General features: G+C 42.8%; 10 protein-coding genes. 4 read left to right on the forward strand and 6 right to left on the reverse strand.

What is annotated here, in order from left to right; genetic code table 11:
• Positions 1-27 precede the first annotated feature (27 nt).
• Positions 28-858, reverse strand: a complete 831-nt coding sequence (locus tag QT327_RS00265) for a ThuA domain-containing protein (RefSeq protein ID WP_041387056.1) — start codon at positions 856-858, stop codon at positions 28-30.
• A 239-nt stretch (positions 859-1,097) separates the two neighbouring features.
• On the opposite strand from QT327_RS00265, the gene QT327_RS00270 reads away from it, so the two are divergent.
• Complete coding sequence (locus QT327_RS00270; RefSeq protein WP_013663938.1) at positions 1,098-2,114, forward strand: LacI family DNA-binding transcriptional regulator; 1,017 nt, start codon at positions 1,098-1,100, stop codon at positions 2,112-2,114.
• Between the two features lie 282 nt (positions 2,115-2,396).
• Here QT327_RS00270 and QT327_RS00275 read toward each other — a convergent pair whose 3' ends face one another.
• The 3 genes from QT327_RS00275 to QT327_RS00285 form a co-directional block, all read right to left on the reverse strand.
• On the reverse strand, positions 2,397-3,347 hold the full coding sequence (locus QT327_RS00275; RefSeq protein WP_130858092.1) for a DUF6807 domain-containing protein: 951 nt from the start codon (positions 3,345-3,347) through the stop codon (positions 2,397-2,399).
• Between the two features lie 66 nt (positions 3,348-3,413).
• Entirely contained in the window at positions 3,414-5,258 is a 1,845-nt protein-coding gene (locus tag QT327_RS00280; protein ID WP_013663940.1) for a RagB/SusD family nutrient uptake outer membrane protein, read from the reverse strand.
• A 59-nt stretch (positions 5,259-5,317) separates the two neighbouring features.
• Positions 5,318-8,452 (reverse strand): SusC/RagA family TonB-linked outer membrane protein, encoded by a 3,135-nt coding sequence (locus QT327_RS00285; protein WP_130858093.1) that lies wholly within the window; start codon positions 8,450-8,452, stop codon positions 5,318-5,320.
• 405 nt (positions 8,453-8,857) lie between these two features.
• On the opposite strand from QT327_RS00285, the gene QT327_RS00290 reads away from it, so the two are divergent.
• Positions 8,858-11,803, forward strand: coding sequence for a SusC/RagA family TonB-linked outer membrane protein (locus tag QT327_RS00290; RefSeq protein ID WP_149104978.1), 2,946 nt, complete (start codon positions 8,858-8,860; stop codon positions 11,801-11,803).
• A gap of 12 nt (positions 11,804-11,815) precedes the next feature.
• Positions 11,816-13,450 (forward strand): RagB/SusD family nutrient uptake outer membrane protein, encoded by a 1,635-nt coding sequence (locus QT327_RS00295; protein ID WP_013663943.1) that lies wholly within the window; start codon positions 11,816-11,818, stop codon positions 13,448-13,450.
• Positions 13,451-13,520: 70 nt separating this feature from the next.
• Here the strand turns inward: QT327_RS00295 and QT327_RS00300 are convergent, their stop codons facing one another.
• Both QT327_RS00300 and QT327_RS00305 read right to left on the reverse strand, forming a co-directional pair.
• Complete coding sequence (locus QT327_RS00300; RefSeq protein WP_130858095.1) at positions 13,521-15,905, reverse strand: glycoside hydrolase family 95 protein; 2,385 nt, start codon at positions 15,903-15,905, stop codon at positions 13,521-13,523.
• A gap of 614 nt (positions 15,906-16,519) precedes the next feature.
• Positions 16,520-17,497, reverse strand: coding sequence for a Gfo/Idh/MocA family protein (locus QT327_RS00305; RefSeq protein ID WP_130858096.1), 978 nt, complete (start codon positions 17,495-17,497; stop codon positions 16,520-16,522).
• Positions 17,498-17,674: 177 nt separating this feature from the next.
• On the opposite strand from QT327_RS00305, the gene QT327_RS00310 reads away from it, so the two are divergent.
• Positions 17,675-20,389, forward strand: coding sequence for an MG2 domain-containing protein (locus QT327_RS00310; RefSeq protein WP_130858097.1), 2,715 nt, complete (start codon positions 17,675-17,677; stop codon positions 20,387-20,389).
• Positions 20,390-20,501: the final 112 nt, after the last annotated feature.

Raw genomic sequence — 20,501 nt, forward strand, 5'->3', positions numbered from 1 at the left:
AATTCGATTGGCTTTTTCATCTTTCCATCACTTAGCAAGCTGGTTAATCGCTCTTTCAACACGTTGAGCCTTAGCTTTACTGTAGTCTCGCTCCCTTTGTTCGCCTATAGCCCATTGGATGCCTCCCAAAATATGCTTCCGAAAGGCAGCATCATCATAATCTTCCTTCTGATGTCCTAATGACGTATACCAAGCCCGTCCACCGTCAAATTCATGACACCAAACGGATGGAAACTTATTACCGAAGGTGATAGGTCTTCGTTCGCGCACTTTATCTATTGTGTTGAGGTCATTAACCGCAATCACTTGCAGATTCACCTCCATTTCCTTTAAATAATAACATTCATCTTTTGCTCGCTTCCATCTAACAGGCAAATGCGATACAGAAGGGTGATCCTGCTGGATAAGCAGTACATCAAAGGCTTGTCCGGGTTCGTGCCAGTCGAAAGTCCCACCTAGCAAGCGTTTAAACCAGGGCCAGTTACGCTCGGTTCCAGATGCAGAATGAATGCCGACAAAAGCACCACCCGCCTGAATGTAGCGCATCAAGGCAAGCCGTTGCTTGTCGTTATCGAAAACGTCATTATTTGTGTTAGAGAAGATTAATACATCATACTGTTTTAATCTCTCATCCGTAAAATCTGCCGGATTCTCGCTAAAATCAACCTTGAAGCCTGTAGAGGCTGCTATCTCCTGTAGGGCTTTTTTGGAGTTTTCGATATTGTCGTGAACAAAGCCCTTACCGTTTTTGGTATAAACCAGCACTTTTACATCCTTCCAAACGATGGTCTGCATCGCTTTCAAGAATGTTGGTAAACACAAGAAGAGGAACAAATGAATACTTATTAGCCTTTTCATAAATATAGTACAATTTACATTGGTTTCATTTTTGATAGTCTATGTTTGGCTTAACACGAGGCTAGACGAAGATAGCCATGAACATCCTCCATGATCCACAATATTAAGTATAGCCGAACGGTTTTACACCACGGATGTCATTAAAAATTAACGATAACGATGTCGTAAAAAAGAGATTACCGAAATTAAGCGTTTCCAAAACATATATATTTCTTTGCGTCAACTTTAAATTTCTAGTCATGCCTAATAAACCTGCTACGATTAAAGATATCGCTAAAGCACTTAAGGTATCCATATCGACGGTATCAAAGGCCCTGCATAATCATCCAAATATAGGAGCCATTACCAAAGAGCGTGTGTTGGCCATGGCAAAGCAGCTTGATTATACGCCAAACATTACAGCCATTCAATTTAAGCAGCAAAAAACATTTACTTTGGGCATTATCGTTCCCACATTGCTCGATCATTTCTACATACATGCCGTAAATGGCTTTGAGGAAGTTGCATCCAAAGCGCACTACACTGTACTGATAGGCCAAAATCAGGAAAGCCTCCAGCGCGAAAAAGAACTCGTGTCAGTGATGCAGGGCAACCGCATTGATGGATTGTTAATTGCCATGTCGAAAGAGACAAGCAACCTCGATCATTTGCGAAAACTGGAACGTGCGGGGATACCCGTCATGTTTTTTGCACGAAAACCTGTCAATGAAACCTATAGCTGTGTAAGTAGCGATGTATACCACGCCGCTAAAGACGCCGTAGACCTTTTTGTATCGAGAGGCCATCAGCGTATTGCCATTATTAACGGACCATCACATTGGACAACCAGTCGGGATCGATACCTCGGCTATCGTGACGGATTACTTAAAAATGGTCTATCTCCTGATCAAGAATTGATATGCGAAAGCGATCTAACAACAACCGATAACTATAAGGTCTTACGAAAGCTTATGCGACTAACGGATCCACCAACAGCGATGCTATTGTTTAAAGACTACCTGATGCTCGATATTATGACCTGCCTACGTACAGAATTCCCCAATCGATATCTTATAACAGAACTGATCGGCTATGGTGCATTGCCTCTTTTTAGCCATTTCGAAAGACCACCGCTTGCCTCCTTAAAAGAACAACCTTTCCAGATTGGCGTCAAAGCAGGTTCGCTACTTCTTGATATGATCAAAAATCCGCATCAGTCCCGCAAGCCAAAGCTTATCTCACTCCCTTGTAAACTCCATTATTTTAAAGAACTCTAAGTAGCTTCAGCTTTTAAAGCTGTAGGCTATAAGCAATAAGCTTTAAGCACGACTTAACGATCAACCTAAACCAGCTAATTGGCTCATTATCACATCTGCTCATTAACTCATCGGCTAACCGACCGTAGGGAGCCCCATGAGTACCGAAAAAGCAAACACTTACGAATAATTAACGAGCTTTCAGTCGCGCTAGCCTCTCATTATCACATTGGCTCATCGGCTAATTAACTCATCGGCTCATTAACTATTCCCTACTCCCTACTAACTCCAATTAACTATTTTCTACTGCCCCGTAAATTTTTTCCAAAATTTCTCCGCTTCTGTCGGTTCCATTTCACCATCAAATACAATCATTCGATAACGGAGTATGTATTTCTTCCCGGGAACTAGCACCCAATCTTTATTTTTAGTTGGTGAAAAATTTACAAACACATCCCCTCTCCCTTTATTCTCTTGTTCCGGCCATACACGAATGGGCTCCGGATGATTATAATTCTCAGGAGAAGACAAGAAAAGGAGCCCTGCAGATGATCCATCAAGATCTCCTTCAGCGATTACCCAACGTGCTAAAGAGCCATCGGCTGTTTTACGGTCGTTTCCCTCTGAAGTAATGATTTTACTGTTCTTATTAGTCCACTGCTCACTTGCGCGAAAGCCAAGGCCAGCATAACGATATGCCTTTAACACGACGGTGTCTTGTCCAACGACTTGGAGTGTTGACGTCAAATCGCAGCTATACCTTTTATCATCAATAGGTGAAATGTGCGCCTCCCAGCTTTCGTCCAAAATCTGCACTTCTTTTTCTGACTGTGGGAATATAATATGCGCGTGTTTGGCTTTGAACCCAATCGTCTTCCCTTTACTTTTTATTTCCTCCACCCCTTGAGATCTGATGGTCCCCTGTTTATCTCCAATATTCCATAAATCGTACACCTTGCCTTTATAAGCAATTCGTGTCCAAGGATTCCATAATCCAAAATGATGGTAATGATCGGATGGCTGAATGCGTGTCAATGTTTTTCCGGACAAAGTATTAAGAGGATGGATAAAACCAGCTCGCTTGAACGCCGCGTCAACTCCGGGGGGAGGGCTTAAGATTTCATACTGATAGCCCAGTAAATAGTGTCCCTTTGCATCCATTAACTTCAGCACACCATCTTTCCTAACGGCCTGCTGTGCGAAACCGTAAGTAAAACAGCATAATAAATACGTCAATAAAAGATAATTTTTCATCACTGCTTGGTTAGTTTTCTCTTTAAATATAGGTCTTTCTTCATAAAATCAACTATATGACATCCACTAATTATTTCCTTCAGCCGGGATTTCCTCCAAAGGTGGAATATTGCTTTCCGAGCCCGCATAACCTTGATTTTGATTGATATGCCCCATTGGATTGGCGTTAATAGCGCTAATCGGAATAGGCCATAATACGTGATACGGACTAATTTTATAAGTAATCCCCAAATTGGTAGTTACGCCCTTATTATAAAAATCGCTCTTGGCCAAAATACGATCATAAAAGTAATTGTCTGTTGAAAAAGCCTGCAAGGTATATGACTTCCCATTCTCTGCCACTTTTCCGGTCATCGCAAAGATATAAGCAATGCGTGTCAATTCTGTCTTCCGCGGTTCTTCATAATACAATTCGCGTGCACGTTCGTCCAAGATGGTTCCTATATTGACGTCTGCTACCGAAATGGGAGCGGCTTGCGCCCGTATACGTACTTTGTTAATATCGTTAGCGGCACTTGCCAAATCACCTTTCCAAAAATAGGCTTCCGCACGTAGCAGATAAGTCTCTGCTAACCGAAAGACATACCAATCCGTATTTCCGCCGGCAGGTTGTACGCGATTCGGATCTTCTATGTACAGTTTGTAATGGGGCCATCCAAACCATTGGCGAATCGTGTCGCTCGACAATAACTTCCCGGCTTCGTTACGCAGCTGAAGATGCTTCCCATAATAAGGGTCATTATCTCGTTTCAAATTGGGGTGATTGTAAACGAGGTCTTCCATATCCATCCAATTACCGGGTGCATGTCGAAGATCGTTCGCGTCTGTCCAAAGCCCCTTTTGACTATAATAAGTTGGACGTAAACGGCCGATTCCTCTTCCATAGGCTGTTACCTGGTCAATTTCGATCCCCTTTGTATCCGAAGTACCACCACGGCCACTTGGCGTAACAATTCCTGAATTGGCCCAAAAAGGAACCGTGTTTCGCATGGTTTGACTACCCCCATCAAAATTTCCGTCGATATTCAGACGGTCAATAACAAGCATAAGCGCTTCGGTATTAGAAGCTAACGATTTATTCTCAGGTCGATGTAAATCCCATATCACATTTTTGGTAGGATCACCGGCGTCGGTACCGAAGCGATCGGTCATAAGCCGATACCGACCGCCATCAATAACGCGACTGGCTGAAGCAATGGCATCATCAAATAAGCCTAAAGCCAAGTTTACTTTCGTTAATAAATGACTCACCGCTCCCTTGGTAACTTGTCCTTTGTTCACGTCATCAGGCACCCATTCTTGTGCAAATTCAAGATCTTGCTTCATTTTGTGAAGAATGACTTCTCGTTTGGTACTGTAGAAATCCAATTTAGGTTCATCCAATACATTAAGAATCAAAGGAACATCCCCAAATTGTTGCGTTAATCGATAATATCGAGCGGCTCGATGAAAATAAGCAGCCCCTAAGAGATGGTTGCGTTCCGCTTCCGAGGCGTAGTCCGTCGGTTTATCAATATTCACAATGGCCGTATTGGCATAGCGAATACCACGATATCCTTCATTCCAGTACCAACCGATTTTATTATAGTCGGTATGGTTCAACTCAGCATCCGGCGTAATAGCCAAATCGAGATTTTGCGCCGGGCCCGGCTTATCGGTTGTACCCTCTACTGCTATTTCCGAAAAGATACCTTCGGTAACGATTGGAGGCGCATCGCCAAAAAACTCAATACGCATATTTCGCTCGCAAGAAACTAAGGTTGCCCACAAACCTTGCGCTGATTTAAAGGTTTCTTCCGGTGTAAAGAATGACAGTGGCCTAGGCTCTAAAAACTCTTTCTTACATGCTTGCGGTAGCATGCAGGCAAATAGGCTAACAACAATATATAAAGGTTTAATACGATTTTTCATTTCATCTAGTTTTGTTAAATCTCCAACTCTTCTAATCTCTTGATTGATCAAAGGCAATTTTATAACGTTACATCGAGTCCAAAAGTGAAGGTACGTGGAGTTGGCCCTGCACCATCGTTTGGATCCCACTCCGGATCCCAGAATTGCCATTCTTTGGTATATAGAGCAGCATTACGCACATTTAGATAAAGCCTTAAGTTTCGTATCTTGTATTTCTCAGTCCAGGCACTGGGCACGTTATAGGCTAGCGACACATTATCCAAGCGGATGAAAGACCGATCGCGATAGACATTGAAACCCGTTGCGCTGCCTTCGTTAGAACCGATACGGGCCCATTCCGTTGATTGATTTTCAGGCGTCCAGTAAGGATAATCATAGGAGTTCATCCGATCTGGAAAGCCATTTCTATTCTTCAACCAATTAAAAGAAGTTTTGTGCCCCCACAGCGAATACATCATGAAGGAGAAAGAGAAATTCTTATAAATCTGAAATTCATTTCGAAGTGACCATCTAAATCGGGGTTCGGTATACCCCAAAAACTGTCGATCTGCATTCGTAAATCGTCCATCGTCATCCACATCTTCTAGGCGGTAGTCTCCGGGTACCAAAGAATACCTCGCTGCAAGCTCCTCTTGTCCTAGCTGGTAAACCCCAAGCGCTTTCCAATCCCAAATGGCATCAATAGCATGCCCAATAAACCATTTATTGGCGATATCATCTACCTCCTTACCATTGCTATCGAAGTTGCGATAGATGTGTAAAATTTTATTTCTATTTAATTGGAAATTGAATGTAGTACGCCATGTAAAGTTGTCTCTCTGCATATTATTCGAGTTGAGGGTAATTTCGAAACCACGATTCTGCACTTCTCCTAGATTATCCATCACCCAGTCGAAACCGGAAACATTAGGCAAGGTTCTTCTAACCAATAAATCCGTTGAATTCATTTGATAAGCTTCAATCGTACCGTCCAATACATTATTAAACAAAGCAAAATCAAGCCCCACGTTATAGGACGTATTCCGTTCCCATCGCAAATTTTTATTTTGCATCCTATTCACCCAAAGCTGACTTGCCTGAATAACTGTTCCATCAGGCAAAACATATAAGTACTTTCCAGTGGTTAAATCAGCGATCGCATTATATAAGCCGTCTTCTCCCAGATCACGATTACCATTACTACCCCATGAGAAGCGTAATTTCCCGTAATTAAACCACTTACTTTTAAAAAACGCCTCCTCCGAGAACACCCAACCTACGGCCACTGAGCCGAAATTGGCCCGTGGATTGCGCTGTCCGAAAGCAGAATAACCATCGCGCCGAAAGGTACCGGTGAACATATATTTGTCTTTCAACGAATATACCAAGCGGGCCATCAAGGCATCACCGGTACTATATTGGTCGTTACTACTGATGATCGGTTTTATTCCCGATCCAATACCATGATATCCCAATTCATCCGTAGGATCGAAATTTTCGTTGGTCATGGTATTATCCCAGCGTTGGAACTTTTCCGCATTGACTAAGAATGTCACATCGAAGCGGTGTATGTCGTTAAAAGTTCGGTCCCATTTTAACAAATTATCCACCTGCCAATAATAAGTCTCCCGTTGCCTTCTGGACGCCCTACCACCAAACCCCGCCCATTCTTCGTGCTTTGCACTTTGTGCATTATATTGGTCCAATAACTCCAAACGAGGTGTAAAATTCAATTGATAAGTAATGCCAAAAGGGAGTTTAACACGACCAAAAATAGTGCTATTCAAACTATTTGTTCGGTATAAACGGTCGGTAAAGAAAGCATCGTAACCCAAGTTGACACCTCCGCTTGCTTCATTGTTTGGCCGCCACATCAGATTACCGTTCTCATCATAACGGCTACCCCAAGGTGATAAGCTTGTAATGGCGCCCCAATTGTATGGGATTGCACTTTCATTCTTAGTAGTAAACTGCGTATTCATACCAACCGTCAGAAACTTGGTTACATTCGCTTCAATATTGACTCGTGTTCGTATCGTCTTATACTGATCGTTCACAATGATCCCCTCATTATTTAAATATCCTGCTCCAACATAATAAGAGATATCTTTATTCTTACCTGAAAAACTAATATTGTGATCTTGGCGTAGTCCATTCTGAAAAGCGAGATCATACCAATCTACACTTTTACCCGCTATATAATTATCAATTTCGACAGGCTGCATGTTAAGGCGCCGCAACCAAGTGCGAACAGGATCACCACTGGCTCCGTCATACCCCATCCACTCTTCAACGCTGATATCGCTGGGCAATGTTCGCGGGTCGTTATATCGGTAAGGTTCGGCCTTCGGATTACTCGTTCTGAAGTAATCAGAACGCCATGTCGTGAAACTAGACGCATCGAACACTTTTTGGTTAACGGCCATCGTAGCAAGTCCGACATTTGAGCTTATGTTAATGAGCGGCTTTCCCTCTTTACCTTTTTTAGTAGTGACGATGATAACCCCCGTTGCAGATTTTGCTCCGAATACAGCCGCAGAGCTCGCATCCTTTAAAACATCCACAGTTTCAATGTCGTTAGGATTTATATCTTCCCATGCGCCATAATAAATGGCTCCATCCATTACAATCAGCGGTGATGTCCCGGCATTTAGCGATGTTCTACCCCGAATTTGTAAGCTACCTCCTCCCTTGGCGCGGGCGCTGAAGCCCACATTTACTCCCGCAGCATTCCCTCTTAATACATCTGTCAACTGCGCAGGCACTTCGTTTTCCAACTTCTGTGTGTTTACCTGAGAAACTGCACCTGTTAAATCTCTTTTACGCACAGTTCCATACCCCACCACGACCACTTCATCTAAATTAGCCATATCAGCTACGAGTTCCACCCGAATTGCTTCTTGAGCCTGTGCTACCCGCTCTTGCGTTACGTAGCCTACAAAAGAAAAGGTAAGTGTTGCATTGGGCTTAACATTTGATAGCACAAATTGCCCTTTGTCGTCCGTACTGATTCCATTGGTTGTTCCCTTTTCTTTGACGGCTACGCCAGACAGGGGAGCCTGATCTGTCTGTGAGATGACCACACCCTTTACGGTTATCCCTTGTTGGGCTTCAGCGGATACCACAGAGAATAAAAGCCAAGCCAATAACAGGCTTATCGATTTAAAATGGTAAAAAAGTACATGTAGAATCCTTTGTGGAAAAGTTTTCATCATAATTTGGTCTCCTTGTTTTTATGGGGTGGTTAAACCCAATTGGTTATCAATAATCCGTTGCAATGGATGGGATAAAATTAGAGACGTCAAGAGCAAGATGTTGCACAACAGGGCGAAACAAGTTTTAGATTTCGTTCAAAAACCGCGATAAAACTGCATTTCAAACGTTGTACTAAAATTTTAGAGAAACATCAAATTACGCAATCGATTGTGCTTTTTTACGCAATCGATTGTGTTTTCCGGTCGCTTTGAATGCTATTTTTTTACGATTATCATTGTTAGCCTATACGCTCATTATCGGTTGTATTCTGAGTGGTGTATAGTTTGATCAACTAATTAATAGAGAAGGACTACGATAACAGATGCCCCTGCGGCGGCCGATTTATCAAAACTAAACTAAAAACCATGAAGAGTAAATTTATTTTATTCTGCACATTCCTTGTATTTCTAGTTCATGCTTCTAGGGCACAGACAATGAAAGTCGTAGGAACAGTGCAAGATCAGCAAGGCATCCCCCTGCCGGGTGTCACCATTTCGGAAGTGGGCAATGAAAAAATTTCTACGCAGAGTAATGAAGTCGGACAATTTAGCCTAACTGTTAGCTCCGGCAAGGCCTCCTTACGCTTTTCCTTCATCGGTTACCTAACCAAAGAGGTAGTCGTTGACCGATCAATGAACGTAACGATGCAGGAGGACATGGCTCAATTAGATGAAATTGTTGTCACCGGTTACTCTACACAGAAAAAAGGGAACATCACTGCCGCAGTAGCAACAGTGGCTCCCGAAAAACTGAAGGATGCGTCCTCTCCCAGCGTAAGTAACCTCCTCCAAGGTAAAGTTGCCGGCGTGGATGTTGTTGCAGCCACAGGGCGACCCGGTGATAATCCCAATATCCGTATCCGCGGAAGAAGTTCGATACTATCCAGCGTCGATCCGCTTTGGGTTGTCGACGGGGTTATTATCCACGGCACACCTAACCTCAATCCAAATGATATTGAAACGATGTCTGTATTGAAAGATGCTGCTGCTACAACTCAATACGGTTCGCGCGGTAGCAATGGTGTTATTGTTGTCACCACCAAACGAGCTAAGGAAGTCGGTACCTCACAATTAACAGCGAATTTGAAAACCGGGTTAACCTATCTCAATCAAGGAAAATTCAAACTGATGAATAGTCGGCAATTGTATGATCAGTTTCAACTTTTCAATGAAGATACAGGCATTACAGACGATGTCTTGAACACCGACTATGATTGGGTAAAAAACGGTTCGCAGGCTGGTCAGCTTAATGATTTAAGTATAACGTATTTAGGAAAGTCAGACAAGGCAACCTTATATGCCGGTGGAAATTACTATGCTGAAGAAGGGTCTGTAAAAGGGTATAAATTTGAGCGTTGGGCCGGGCGTCTGAACTTGGATTATGAAATTAGCGACAAATTAACGATTCGTCCGAAAATCAACGCTACCTTTACTTCTAGCGACGACCGACAGCATGATTTATACCAAATGTACTTAAATATGCCTTGGGACAATCCTTATGATTATTCCGGCAAACTGGTTAATGCACAGGAGGCGTCCCTATGGTATGGAAGGGATCTGAGCAATTACTTATATGACTTGCAATATAACTATGGAAAGTCCGACATCTTTGATTTCCAATTCAATGGTGATTTTGATTATAAGTTTTCAGATCATTTCTCCTATGTTTCCACGAACAATGTAGCTTACTATAACTCAACCGGTATGTCTTATGTGGATCCTAAATCCATAGCCGGTCAATCCACTGAAGGTCGAATTACCAACAATTCTGCGCGGCGAATCGTGCGCTTTACGAACCAAATGCTTAAATACAATCAAAGTTTTGGCTTGCATACTTTTGGTGGCTTTATTGCCTATGAATACATGGATTATCAATATAAAGACCAGTCCGCAACGGGAAATGGTATCGTTGCCGGCTCAGAAATTTTAGATAATGCTGCCAGCATTGGGTCTTACAGCGGAACTAAAAACGACTACTCGGCCCAATCCGGAATCATTAATGCAACATATAGCTATGATGACCGCTACAACCTTCAAGCTTCTTATCGCTACGACGGATCCTCGCGCTTCGGTAGCGAACGACAGTATGGTAGTTTCTACGCTTTTAGTGCTGCTTGGAACGTACATGAGGAAGCTTTCTTTAAAACTGAAACTGTAAATTACTTACGTGTGCGGGCGTCCTATGGGAAAGTAGGAAACGTTCCTAATACCTATTATGGCTCCTATGATCTATTTAAGCTCGATGCACAGTATAATGGCCTGCCCGCCTCATACCCGGACCAATTGAGCAATCCACGACTTACATGGGAAACTTCTAAAGATGCCAATCTGGGATTTGAGTTCGGCCTTCTCAACCGACTCGACTTTACTTTAGACCTGTATAATAAGAACACCGATGGCTTACTACACTATGTACAATTACCGGTTACTTCTGGTTATAGTGGATATTATGACAATATTGGAGCCGTCCGTAACCGTGGTATTGAATTCAGTATCGGTGCTAATATCTTCAATGCTGAGAATCCTTTTCAATGGCGTATTGATTTCAATATTGCAAAAAATGTAAATAAAATTGTCGAGCTAGCGGACCATAAAGAACAAGCCGCCGGCAACAAGCGTTATGCAGAGGGTAGAGATATTGATTCGTGGTATATGCGTAAATGGATTGGAGTAGATCCGGCAAATGGCGATCCCCTTTGGGAAGTTATTGATCCCACGACAGGAGCTGTTTCCACCACCAATAGCTACAATGCAGCCACTTTACAGTTTGTTGGAACTGCAACTCCGGATTTTACAGGTGGGTTCTCTTCCTCCATGCAGTATAAAAATTTTTTCCTGAATGCCAGTTTTGCATTCAATAAAGGAGCGTATGCTTATTTTAGCGGACGTGAATTATTCGATAGTGACGGTGCCTACCCTTATTATAATCAAATGATTCTGCAAGATGGTTGGTCTAGATGGACACCGGACAATCCAAATGCCACCCATCCTCGTTTGGTTTATAATGGTGGCACGAACTCCAATAAGACCTCCTCAAGATACCTAGAAGACGCATCTTTTCTACGTATGCGGAACATCACTCTGGGATATCGCGTACCGAGTAAATTTATCCAAAAGCTAAAACTGAAAGCATTGGACGCTTATATCAGCGCTGACAACCTCTGGACCTTGACGAAATTTTCGGGTGTAGATCCCGAAGCCGCTCTCTATACAGGTGTAAGACAAGCCGATAATGGTAATGTTGCAGGCGACGCCACCAGCACTTATCCTGCCCCAAGGCGCTTTACCTTAGGTATCAATATTTCATTTTAAATGTAGTGGATCATGAAAACATACTTTAAATATATATTCCTTGCTTGCATTGCATTCAATAGTGCCTGCAGTTTAGACAAAAAACCTTATGACGCCATCACGTCCGATGAGCTTGATAACCTGGAAGGAAGTTTAGGATCGGTTACTTTAGGTAATTACAGTCGCCTTAAAGGCTGGGTTGAAAACTGGCATCGTGTTACCGAATATCCTGGAACCAACGTAGCTTTGAGTGGAACAACAACAGATAATTTATTCTATTCGTATAATTACAATCGATTGGTTACCAATTCAAGAGTCAACAATGTATGGGAACAATCGTACAAAATAATCGTAGGAACGAATATCGTAATAGAAAAATTGCAGGACAGCACAAATCCCGAGGATCAGCAATTATTGGCTGAGAACCTGTACATACGCTCTATGTTGTACTTTTATCTCACCAATATATTTGGCCGGCCTTATAATCAAGGATTAGATAATTTAGCGGTACCATTGAAGCTTTCGAGCGATCCTATGGATAATCCTCCAAGAGCAACTGTAGGTGACGTTTACACACAAATCGAAAATGATCTATTAAAAGCAGAAAGCCTCTTTACCCAAAGTAAAGAAAACATCTATGCCTCTCGCGAAGCAGTACAGGCGCTCTTAGCTCGTATTTATCTTTATGAGGGAAAAAATCAAGACGCCATTACGTACGCGAATAAAGTATTAAGCTCTGGTCGATTCTCACTTTTAGGTACATCTCAACTAGCAAATTATACGACAATAACGCCCGAATCAAATAGCGAAACAATTTTTGCTATCCGTTTTGTGAAGGATACTGACTATCCTGATAACGGTTGGTATACTGTAGGTTCTTTGTATGCGACTATAGATGGCGCCGGCTGGGGAGAGATGTATGCCTCAAGGCCTTACCTCGAACTGGTTCGAAAATATCCGTCAGACCAAAGAAATAAGTTTATAGCACCGAAGACGACGGGTTCTACTAACCTTTGGGCACTCTATGTAACCGACAATTATACTTACGCTCATAAAGTAGTTACCAAAGTAGGTGACGACTATCAATACAGCGAAGATGGAACCACCAAATCGCTCATCAAACGAAGCAATAACATCGGAAGTTACGATTATTGGATCAATGTAGCAGGTAAAGAAAAGAAGGTACTGATTGATTCGGAAATGGAAATGCGCAATGGATATCCAAAATACTATATTTTGAAATGTTCAGGGCAAGAAGGCCAAGGACATCTTTGGTCGCCCGTAATCTCGCGCTTGGCAGAAATTTATTTAATCCGTGCGGAAGCAAACGCTAAATTAGGCAATAATCAAGCCGCACTTGACGACGTTAATATTATCCGAACTCGCGCGGGCATTCCAGCAGCAGGTTTGTATAACCTTACTAATCTAGATGGCAAATCAGTTTTTGATATCGTGATGGAGGAGAGGCAATTGGAGTTGGCTTGGGAAGGGCATAACAAGTTCGATACTTTCCGAAATGGACTTGTTCTGAACCGTCAATACCCAGGAACACATCTTTCAGGAGCCTCTCCTAAATCCATCGTCGCACCGACATCTAACGACATTGTCGAATATATTCCGGAATCGCAGATTACGGCGTCAGGTGGGATTTTAGTGCAAAACCCATAAAGAAAAAAGATTAAAATCTGTTAGTAAAAGCCCGAACAGTACGCTCGGGCTTCTTTTTTTTATCAATTTATCAAAAGTCGTGAAATGATAGCTGGTATTTCTTCCCTGAAACAAAATCGATAGCCTTTGTTTTGCCTTTATATGTTAAGGTTTTTTGCCCACTTTTGTCTGCAATGATTTCTGCCGATTTTAATTGTCCAGCTTCCCAATTTAAATTAACGGTAAAACCGCCGCGCGCGCACAAACCGCTGATCCGCCCTGTAGGCCAGTTCTTTGGCAATGCAGGTAACAGTTCGATTTCGCCTGTTTGTGACTGCAATAGCATCTCCGCAACACCGGCCGTAGCGCCCATATTTCCGTCTAGCTGAAAGGGTGGATGCGCATCCAATAAGTTGGCATAAGAGCCTGAACCCTCCCCCTCGTAATTAATAGCGCCTGAACTTGACTTTGTTGCACCCGCGGGCTTAATAACCATTTTATACAGTTTCAAAGCACGATCACCATTTTTAAGTCTTGCCCAAAAATTCACTTTCCAGCCTAAAGACCAGCCGGTTGCTTCATCACCCCGTGCTTCCAGACTTACTTTAGCCGCTTCTGCCAGTTCAGGTGTTTTAAGAGGGGATATTTGACGTCCCGGGTGCAATGCAAAAAGATGAGATACATGCCGGTGTTTATTATTGGGATCATCCACATCCTCTTTCCACTCCTGCAGCTGGCCCCATCGTCCTATTTGCGGAGGTAAAATGCGATCCCGCACACGTTGTACCGTGTCAGCAAAAGCTTTATCATCCAACACCATGGCAGCTTCAAGTGAATTGTTCAATATATCCCACGCTATTTGATGGTCCATGGAAGCTCCTCCTGAAATACCACCATGCTCAGGCGAATAAGACGGCGAGGACACCAAGTGCCCGTTCTCATCGGGTGTCAGATAATCAATCCAGAAACGAGCAGCCTCTTTCATTATAGGGTAGGCTCGATTGCGCAAGTATGCCTTATCCTGCGTATAGGCGTAATGCTCCCATACATGCTGCGTCAACCATGCAGCACCTGCGGGATAAAAACCCCAAGGCAGCCCCCAATTTACAGCGGTATAACCAAAAGCGTTGTTCATCGTATTGACGATCCACCCCCTCGTATGGAAGAAATCATGAGCACTTTTTTTTCCCGGTTCTACCAAGCTTTCGATATAATCAATCAAAGGCTCGTGGCATTCGCTAAGGTTGGTTACCTCTGCCGGCCAATATAACATCTGTTCATTAATATTGGTGTGATAATCGGCTGCCCAAGGAGGATTTACACTGTTGTTCCACTTCCCTTGCAAATGCATTGGCATGGTTCCCGGCCTTGATGCAGCAATCATCAGATACCGGCCATATTGAAAATAAAGTTGCTCCAAACCCACATCTTCGGCACCTTCGAAAAAGGCTTGCTGTCGCTTATCAGTCGGTAAATGATCGGCTGATTTCCCCTGTAATTGAAAGGATACCCGATCAAAAAGTGGCTGATAGTCTTCTTGATGTATCTGAAAGAGTTGCTTATAACTCTTTCCTTTGGCCGCATCTAAACGCTTTTTGATAATGGCTCGAAAGTCGTTACCGTTATAATGCGGATACTGCATCTTATAAGCAGTTGCAGCCGTATGAATAATAAGCAGTGATTTCGCCTCCTCTACGGATACTGTTCCGTTAGTGTATTTTACTCTACCATCTGTAACCAGTTGATAAGCCGTTTCGAAAGCTAACTTATTGTTGGGCACATAGCCTACACAGGAGTAACGTAGTCCTTCAAAACTTTCCTTCTCTTTATATTGGGGTGTGCTAAAATGAAGTGTGTAGCTCTCCGATTTATCGGAGGTGAACTTATAAATCATTACGCCTTGGGGATAACTGCCAAAAAAACTACGTTGGTACTTATTTCCCGCCACACTGTAGGACACCTTTCCGATTGCTCTTTGTATATCCAACGTGCGTCGGTAATCCTGTACAGGGATCGATCCATGCCCTACCTTAATAAATAAATCACCCATTGTTTGCTGGGCACCATAATCGCCCCAATCTGTACTGTCGCCAGCCAGTTTAACCGGTGCCATGCCTGTCATCTGTTTCTCTACGAGTTCGTTTGCCTCCTTTAATTTTCCCTGCTTAATCAGCGCTCTCACCTCTCCAAGGTATTTCCAGGCATTGGGTCGGTTTCCGAAGTTATAATTTGGATTAGCACCTGGACCACCGGACCAAAGTGACCCCTCGGAGAATTGGATCTGCTCTTCACCAATTCCTCCGAAAAACATAGCGCCTATATACCCATTTCCGATTGGAAGCGCCTCCCGCATCCAGTCGGTAGCAGGCCTGTCATACCATAGTTGAAGCGCTTTTTGCTGAGAGAACGCCAATTTTATTGACAATAAAATACTGAAAAATAAGATTAGCACTGATTTATATCTTGACGGTATCATACATTTAGTTTAACTACATAGATAGCATAATCTGCCGGCAAAGCAAACAGTTATATCGGCAATTTATTCAGCTATTTTCACCTTTCGATACCGGTACCTGAAAAATAAATATGACCATCGGCTTTCCGTAGAATAGGAATGAACTCCCGTTGGTCAGTTCTCCTTTAACATACAGATGAAGGTGTTTATATTAAAAGAAGGATTATTTTAACTTCTTTCTTTCTCCGCGAAATAAAGAAGCAAAGAAAGCTCGTCGCTTGGAACTTTGCTACAACGGTAGTGCATCAACGTGCAAACCGCAAATTTCCTAGGCGACATTTTAGCAGAACGTAGGGTTTTTGCGGACAGCCAATAGGGCCCAGAGTGTCGGACAAAACGGCCTTGGAGGATACAGAGGCAACGAGCAGTAAAGCATTTGTGTGTCTGTTCATGTTGCAGTACCCAAGCGGATTGAAGAAGTGAAATGGCTCCAATACGCGCCAGTAATGCTTTGCCATCAGTTGCAAGGTAGCCTACACGGGCCTTGATTTTGCTCAACTTTTATCAAGAAAAGTTGATTAAGAAAATCCTTCCTTTTTAAGCAATCCTATTATATCCGGCAGTCATTAATAAATTTATTTGTTGGTGAAGTTCTGCATAATAGTAGCAACCTCTAAAGCATCATCTATGCTACAGGGATTACCACGTTCACCGCGTAGGTAACCAACTACTGCTTCGATCATTGGCTGTTGTACATGCTTTAACGCTTCGAAATGAAAGACTTGCACTCCCTCCCCATTCATTAACTCAATTGTATGTGGCGTAAAAAAAGAAAGAGTCAGCTTACCTTTGCTACCGAAAATCTCACATCGATCTACCTCTTCTGTTACATTGAAAGCCCATAAACCATTAAAAAGTACGTCATTTTCAAAAAGAATCCGCCCGGTTACCACATCGTCGGCAGGATATCGCTTACCTAGGTTTAAAGCCAGTCCTTCGCTTTTTTGAATAGGGCCAAAAAGTCGATAGATGATGTCCAGTTGGTGCGGTGCCAAATCATGGAATAGGCCGCCGCCGGATTTGGCCGGATCTAAACGCCACGCTATTTTAGGATCTTGCAGCATCTCTTCGGTCAACGACTTTTTCAGCAACTGTAATGATATCACTAGCGGTTCACCGATAAGTCCGTCGTCAATTATTTGTACAATTTTTTTAAAATAAGGTTGTTCTCTTCGATAATGCGCCACAGATAAACATCCTCCCACCTTTTGCACATAATTAGCTAAGCGCATCGCCTCTTCTACATTTAAAGTAACAGGTTTCTCGACATAAACTGCCTTTCCGGCTTGTAGGGCCATCATGCAATATTGAAGGTGGGTATCTGGAGGCGTGGCAATATAAACAGCATTTACTTCTTCATCATCGATCAATTGCTTCGCATCTGTATACCATTTACGAATACCGTGGCGACGGGCGTAATCTTGCACTTTAACTGCATCACGGCGCATGACGGCCACCAAATCGGAGTGTGGCACTTTCTTAAAAGCGGGACCACTTTTCACCTCGGTAACGTCTCCCGCGCCAATCATTCCCCATTTAATTGAATTTGTCATAGCTTATTGTTTGTCAATACACGAAGGTATTATTTTTATTTCACCAACACATCTGTTGATAGCAAGATATCAGTTCTGTTTGGTATTTCGCGTTCAAACATTTGGTAGACTGAAAATTCCTGTTCTCAAAACCTTCCGCTATATTTACTTGTTGATATACTTACCAAATAAGATTCCATGAAACGGCCTTCCTATTTTCTGCTTATAATGGTTTTCATCTCCCTAACCGGATATGCACAAAAGCATGATACTACAGATGCTTTGCAGCGGACTTTAAAACACCTGGAAACTTTTCAACAGAAACATCCACAAGAACGGGTTTATCTACAGACAGATCGGGCATATTATGAAGCCGGTGATGATATCTGGTTTAAGGCCTATGTAACGGTAAGTCAATTCAATTTACTCTCGGCCATTAGCAAAATCATGTATGTTGAGCTATTGAATGATCAACAGGAAGTAGTACAATCCAGGCGATTACCGGTGATTTCCGGCTTGTCAATGGGCGACTTTAAATTGCCGGAAACACTTGTAGAAGGCCAATACCATATCCGTGCTTATACCAATTGGATGCGGAACTTCGATGAAGGCTTGTTTTTTCACCAAGCAATTACCGTAAACAACAAAAACTCCGGCGGCATTATTAGCAGAAGCAACTTTATTTACAAGAACACAACGGAAAAAGACAAACAGGTTTATGGTACTGTCCAGCTGCTGGACTTTAAAGGCCGGATGATTCTAAATAGGCAAGTAGCCTTCGAGCTAAAGAATAACGGCAAAACAATTGCTAAACAGCAAGTGGCAACAGATGAGCTTGGCCGATTGCGTTTTCAGTTTCCTTATGAAAGTCGAAAAAAAGACCAACCGGATTTATTAATTCTTCATATCGACCACGGTAATCAAGGGACGATTGTAAAAAATATTCCGGTAATTATCCGTCCCGATAAACGTTCGATACACCTACAAGCAGAAGCAGGAACGCTGCTAGCAGGTATCCAAAACCGGGTTGGTGTCCAAGTAATCCGAAATTTTATAGATGAAAAACAAGAAGTGCAGGGGCAATTAGAAAGCAACGGGCAAGTAATCACAAAATTTAAAAGTGACGCTGCCGGTTTAGGTAGTTTCGACTTTATCCCGGAAAGCGACAAAGCCTATTCCGTACTGGTATATTTTGCTGACGGTGATACCATCCGTATGCCTTTGCCAGACGTGCAAACAGAAGGATTTCATTTGGCCGTCAACAATTTAATGGAGCAGGGGATCGTTGCTCAATTGACGGCCTCGCAAAGTCATATAAAAAATCAGCAAATCGCATGCATCATTCAAAGCCAGGGTATGGTATTCTACGCAGCGAAACAGTCGATGAGCAAACCAGCGATTACATTTAATATCCCTAAAAAAGATTTACCCTCAGGCATACTTGAGGTAGCTTTGTTAGATGAGCAAATGGATCTGATCGGCTCCCGCAAAATCTTCATTTTGAACCCCCGCGATACCCTTATACTACAAGCAAGACCAAATCAAACAAGCTATGGTACTCGCGAAAAGATTACCCTTGAAATAAAAGGGCTTATGCCTGATACAACCGATATAGGTGCTTTTTCCGCTTCAGTGGTGAATATCGACAAAATACCCCAAATTCCTAAAGCAGACAAGAATATATTTTCGACCTTATGGCTTCAAGCTAATACTTACAACACCTTTGATCAACCTCCGATCAACATTGTTCATCAAAACAAGCAGACTCAGCAGCAAATAGATGTGCTGATGCTCACTCAGTCTATTAATCGTAGCTTTTGGAAAAATGTAAAAGAGGGCAAGTTCCCCGAGATTGCCTATACACCTGAAAAAGAATTAAGGATCAGCGGTATTGTAACCAATAAGCAAGACGAGCCGGTCGCCAATGCAAAAGTGACCATTGCGTCCTTTAAACCAACTGCGACTGTTTTAGATACGGTGACAGACAGCGCTGGCCGTTTTAATTTCGACAAACTATTGTTTTATGATCAAACCGATTTCCTCGTTCAGGCAAGAGATGCAAAAGGCAAAAAAAATGTAAAAGTAAAATTGGATGAAGTCCCCAGTCAGGCCATATCCCAAGAAGATCGTGAGGGAGAAGTGAAAGTAACTGCGAAGGAAGGGGCTTCAAATCAAAATAGCGAAAAATCGCTTGATGAAGTACAACAATATGGTTTTTCCGGGAAAAGCATTGTTTTGGAGGAAGTGGAAGTCAACGCGAAAAAAGAGAACCCGGCCAAACATTCATCTAATTTGAATGGTCCGGGGAATGCCGACCAAGTTATCAGTGGTGATGAGCTATATTTTAACGGCTGTCCGACACTCGATATTTGTCTACAAGGACGGCTTGTAGGCGTACGTTTTGTTAATGGTATCCCATATAGTACCCGTTCCATGAACCGGCCAATGCAAATCATTTTGGATGGCATGTACATGGACGCTTCCGCGCTCAATATTATTAACCCTTTTGACGTGGCCTCCGTTGAAGTATTACGAACAGTAGGTAATACAGCCATTTACGGTATGTGGGGAAGCAATGGTGTGCTGGTGATCACTACAAGAAGAGGCGATCAGCCTAGACGTTTCGGTCCCGAACTCTATGCCCCCGGCTTGACAACCTTTAGTCCGCAAGGCTTCTATGAAATCCGTAATTTTGAATCACCGGATTACGAAGCAGCTGCAGATACTACGGGTTCCGATCGACGTACCACCGTCTACTGGCAACCCGGAATAGTCGTTCAAAAGGAGCATCCCGCCTCCATCTCTTTCTATACGGCAGACGAACCGGGAATTTATCGTATCGAAATAGAAGGACTTGATGTGAATGGAAGATTAGGTAAGTCAACGTCATATATTCGGGTAGAAAAGAAATAGGAAGAAGGGGGTCAATTCCCTGTTCTTATTTTACAACTTAACAATTAGCTTTAGGGTAAGATTGAGCTTGTCTGCCCCTCTGTTGGTTGGTGTTACTGTAGCTGCTACAGTT

It is taken from the genome of Olivibacter sp. 47 (genome assembly GCF_030372825.1).
Classification (GTDB): Bacteria; Bacteroidota; Bacteroidia; order Sphingobacteriales; family Sphingobacteriaceae; genus Olivibacter; species Olivibacter oleidegradans.

Bases quoted from the DNA above. Each gene is read 5' to 3' on its own strand.
- QT327_RS00285 (WP_130858093.1), bottom strand. From the start codon at position 8,452: ATGATGAAAACTTTTCCACAAAGGATTCTACATGTACTTTTTTACCAT.
- QT327_RS00295 (WP_013663943.1), top strand. From the start codon at position 11,816: ATGAAAACATACTTTAAATATATATTCCTTGCTTGCATTGCATTCAAT.
- QT327_RS00275 (WP_130858092.1), bottom strand. From the start codon at position 3,347: ATGAAAAATTATCTTTTATTGACGTATTTATTATGCTGTTTTACTTAC.
- QT327_RS00265 (WP_041387056.1), bottom strand. From the start codon at position 858: ATGAAAAGGCTAATAAGTATTCATTTGTTCCTCTTCTTGTGTTTACCA.
- QT327_RS00305 (WP_130858096.1), bottom strand. From the start codon at position 17,497: ATGACAAATTCAATTAAATGGGGAATGATTGGCGCGGGAGACGTTACC.
- QT327_RS00290 (WP_149104978.1), top strand. From the start codon at position 8,858: ATGAAGAGTAAATTTATTTTATTCTGCACATTCCTTGTATTTCTAGTT.
- QT327_RS00270 (WP_013663938.1), top strand. From the start codon at position 1,098: ATGCCTAATAAACCTGCTACGATTAAAGATATCGCTAAAGCACTTAAG.
- QT327_RS00300 (WP_130858095.1), bottom strand. From the start codon at position 15,905: ATGATACCGTCAAGATATAAATCAGTGCTAATCTTATTTTTCAGTATT.
- QT327_RS00310 (WP_130858097.1), top strand. From the start codon at position 17,675: ATGAAACGGCCTTCCTATTTTCTGCTTATAATGGTTTTCATCTCCCTA.
- QT327_RS00280 (WP_013663940.1), bottom strand. From the start codon at position 5,258: ATGAAAAATCGTATTAAACCTTTATATATTGTTGTTAGCCTATTTGCC.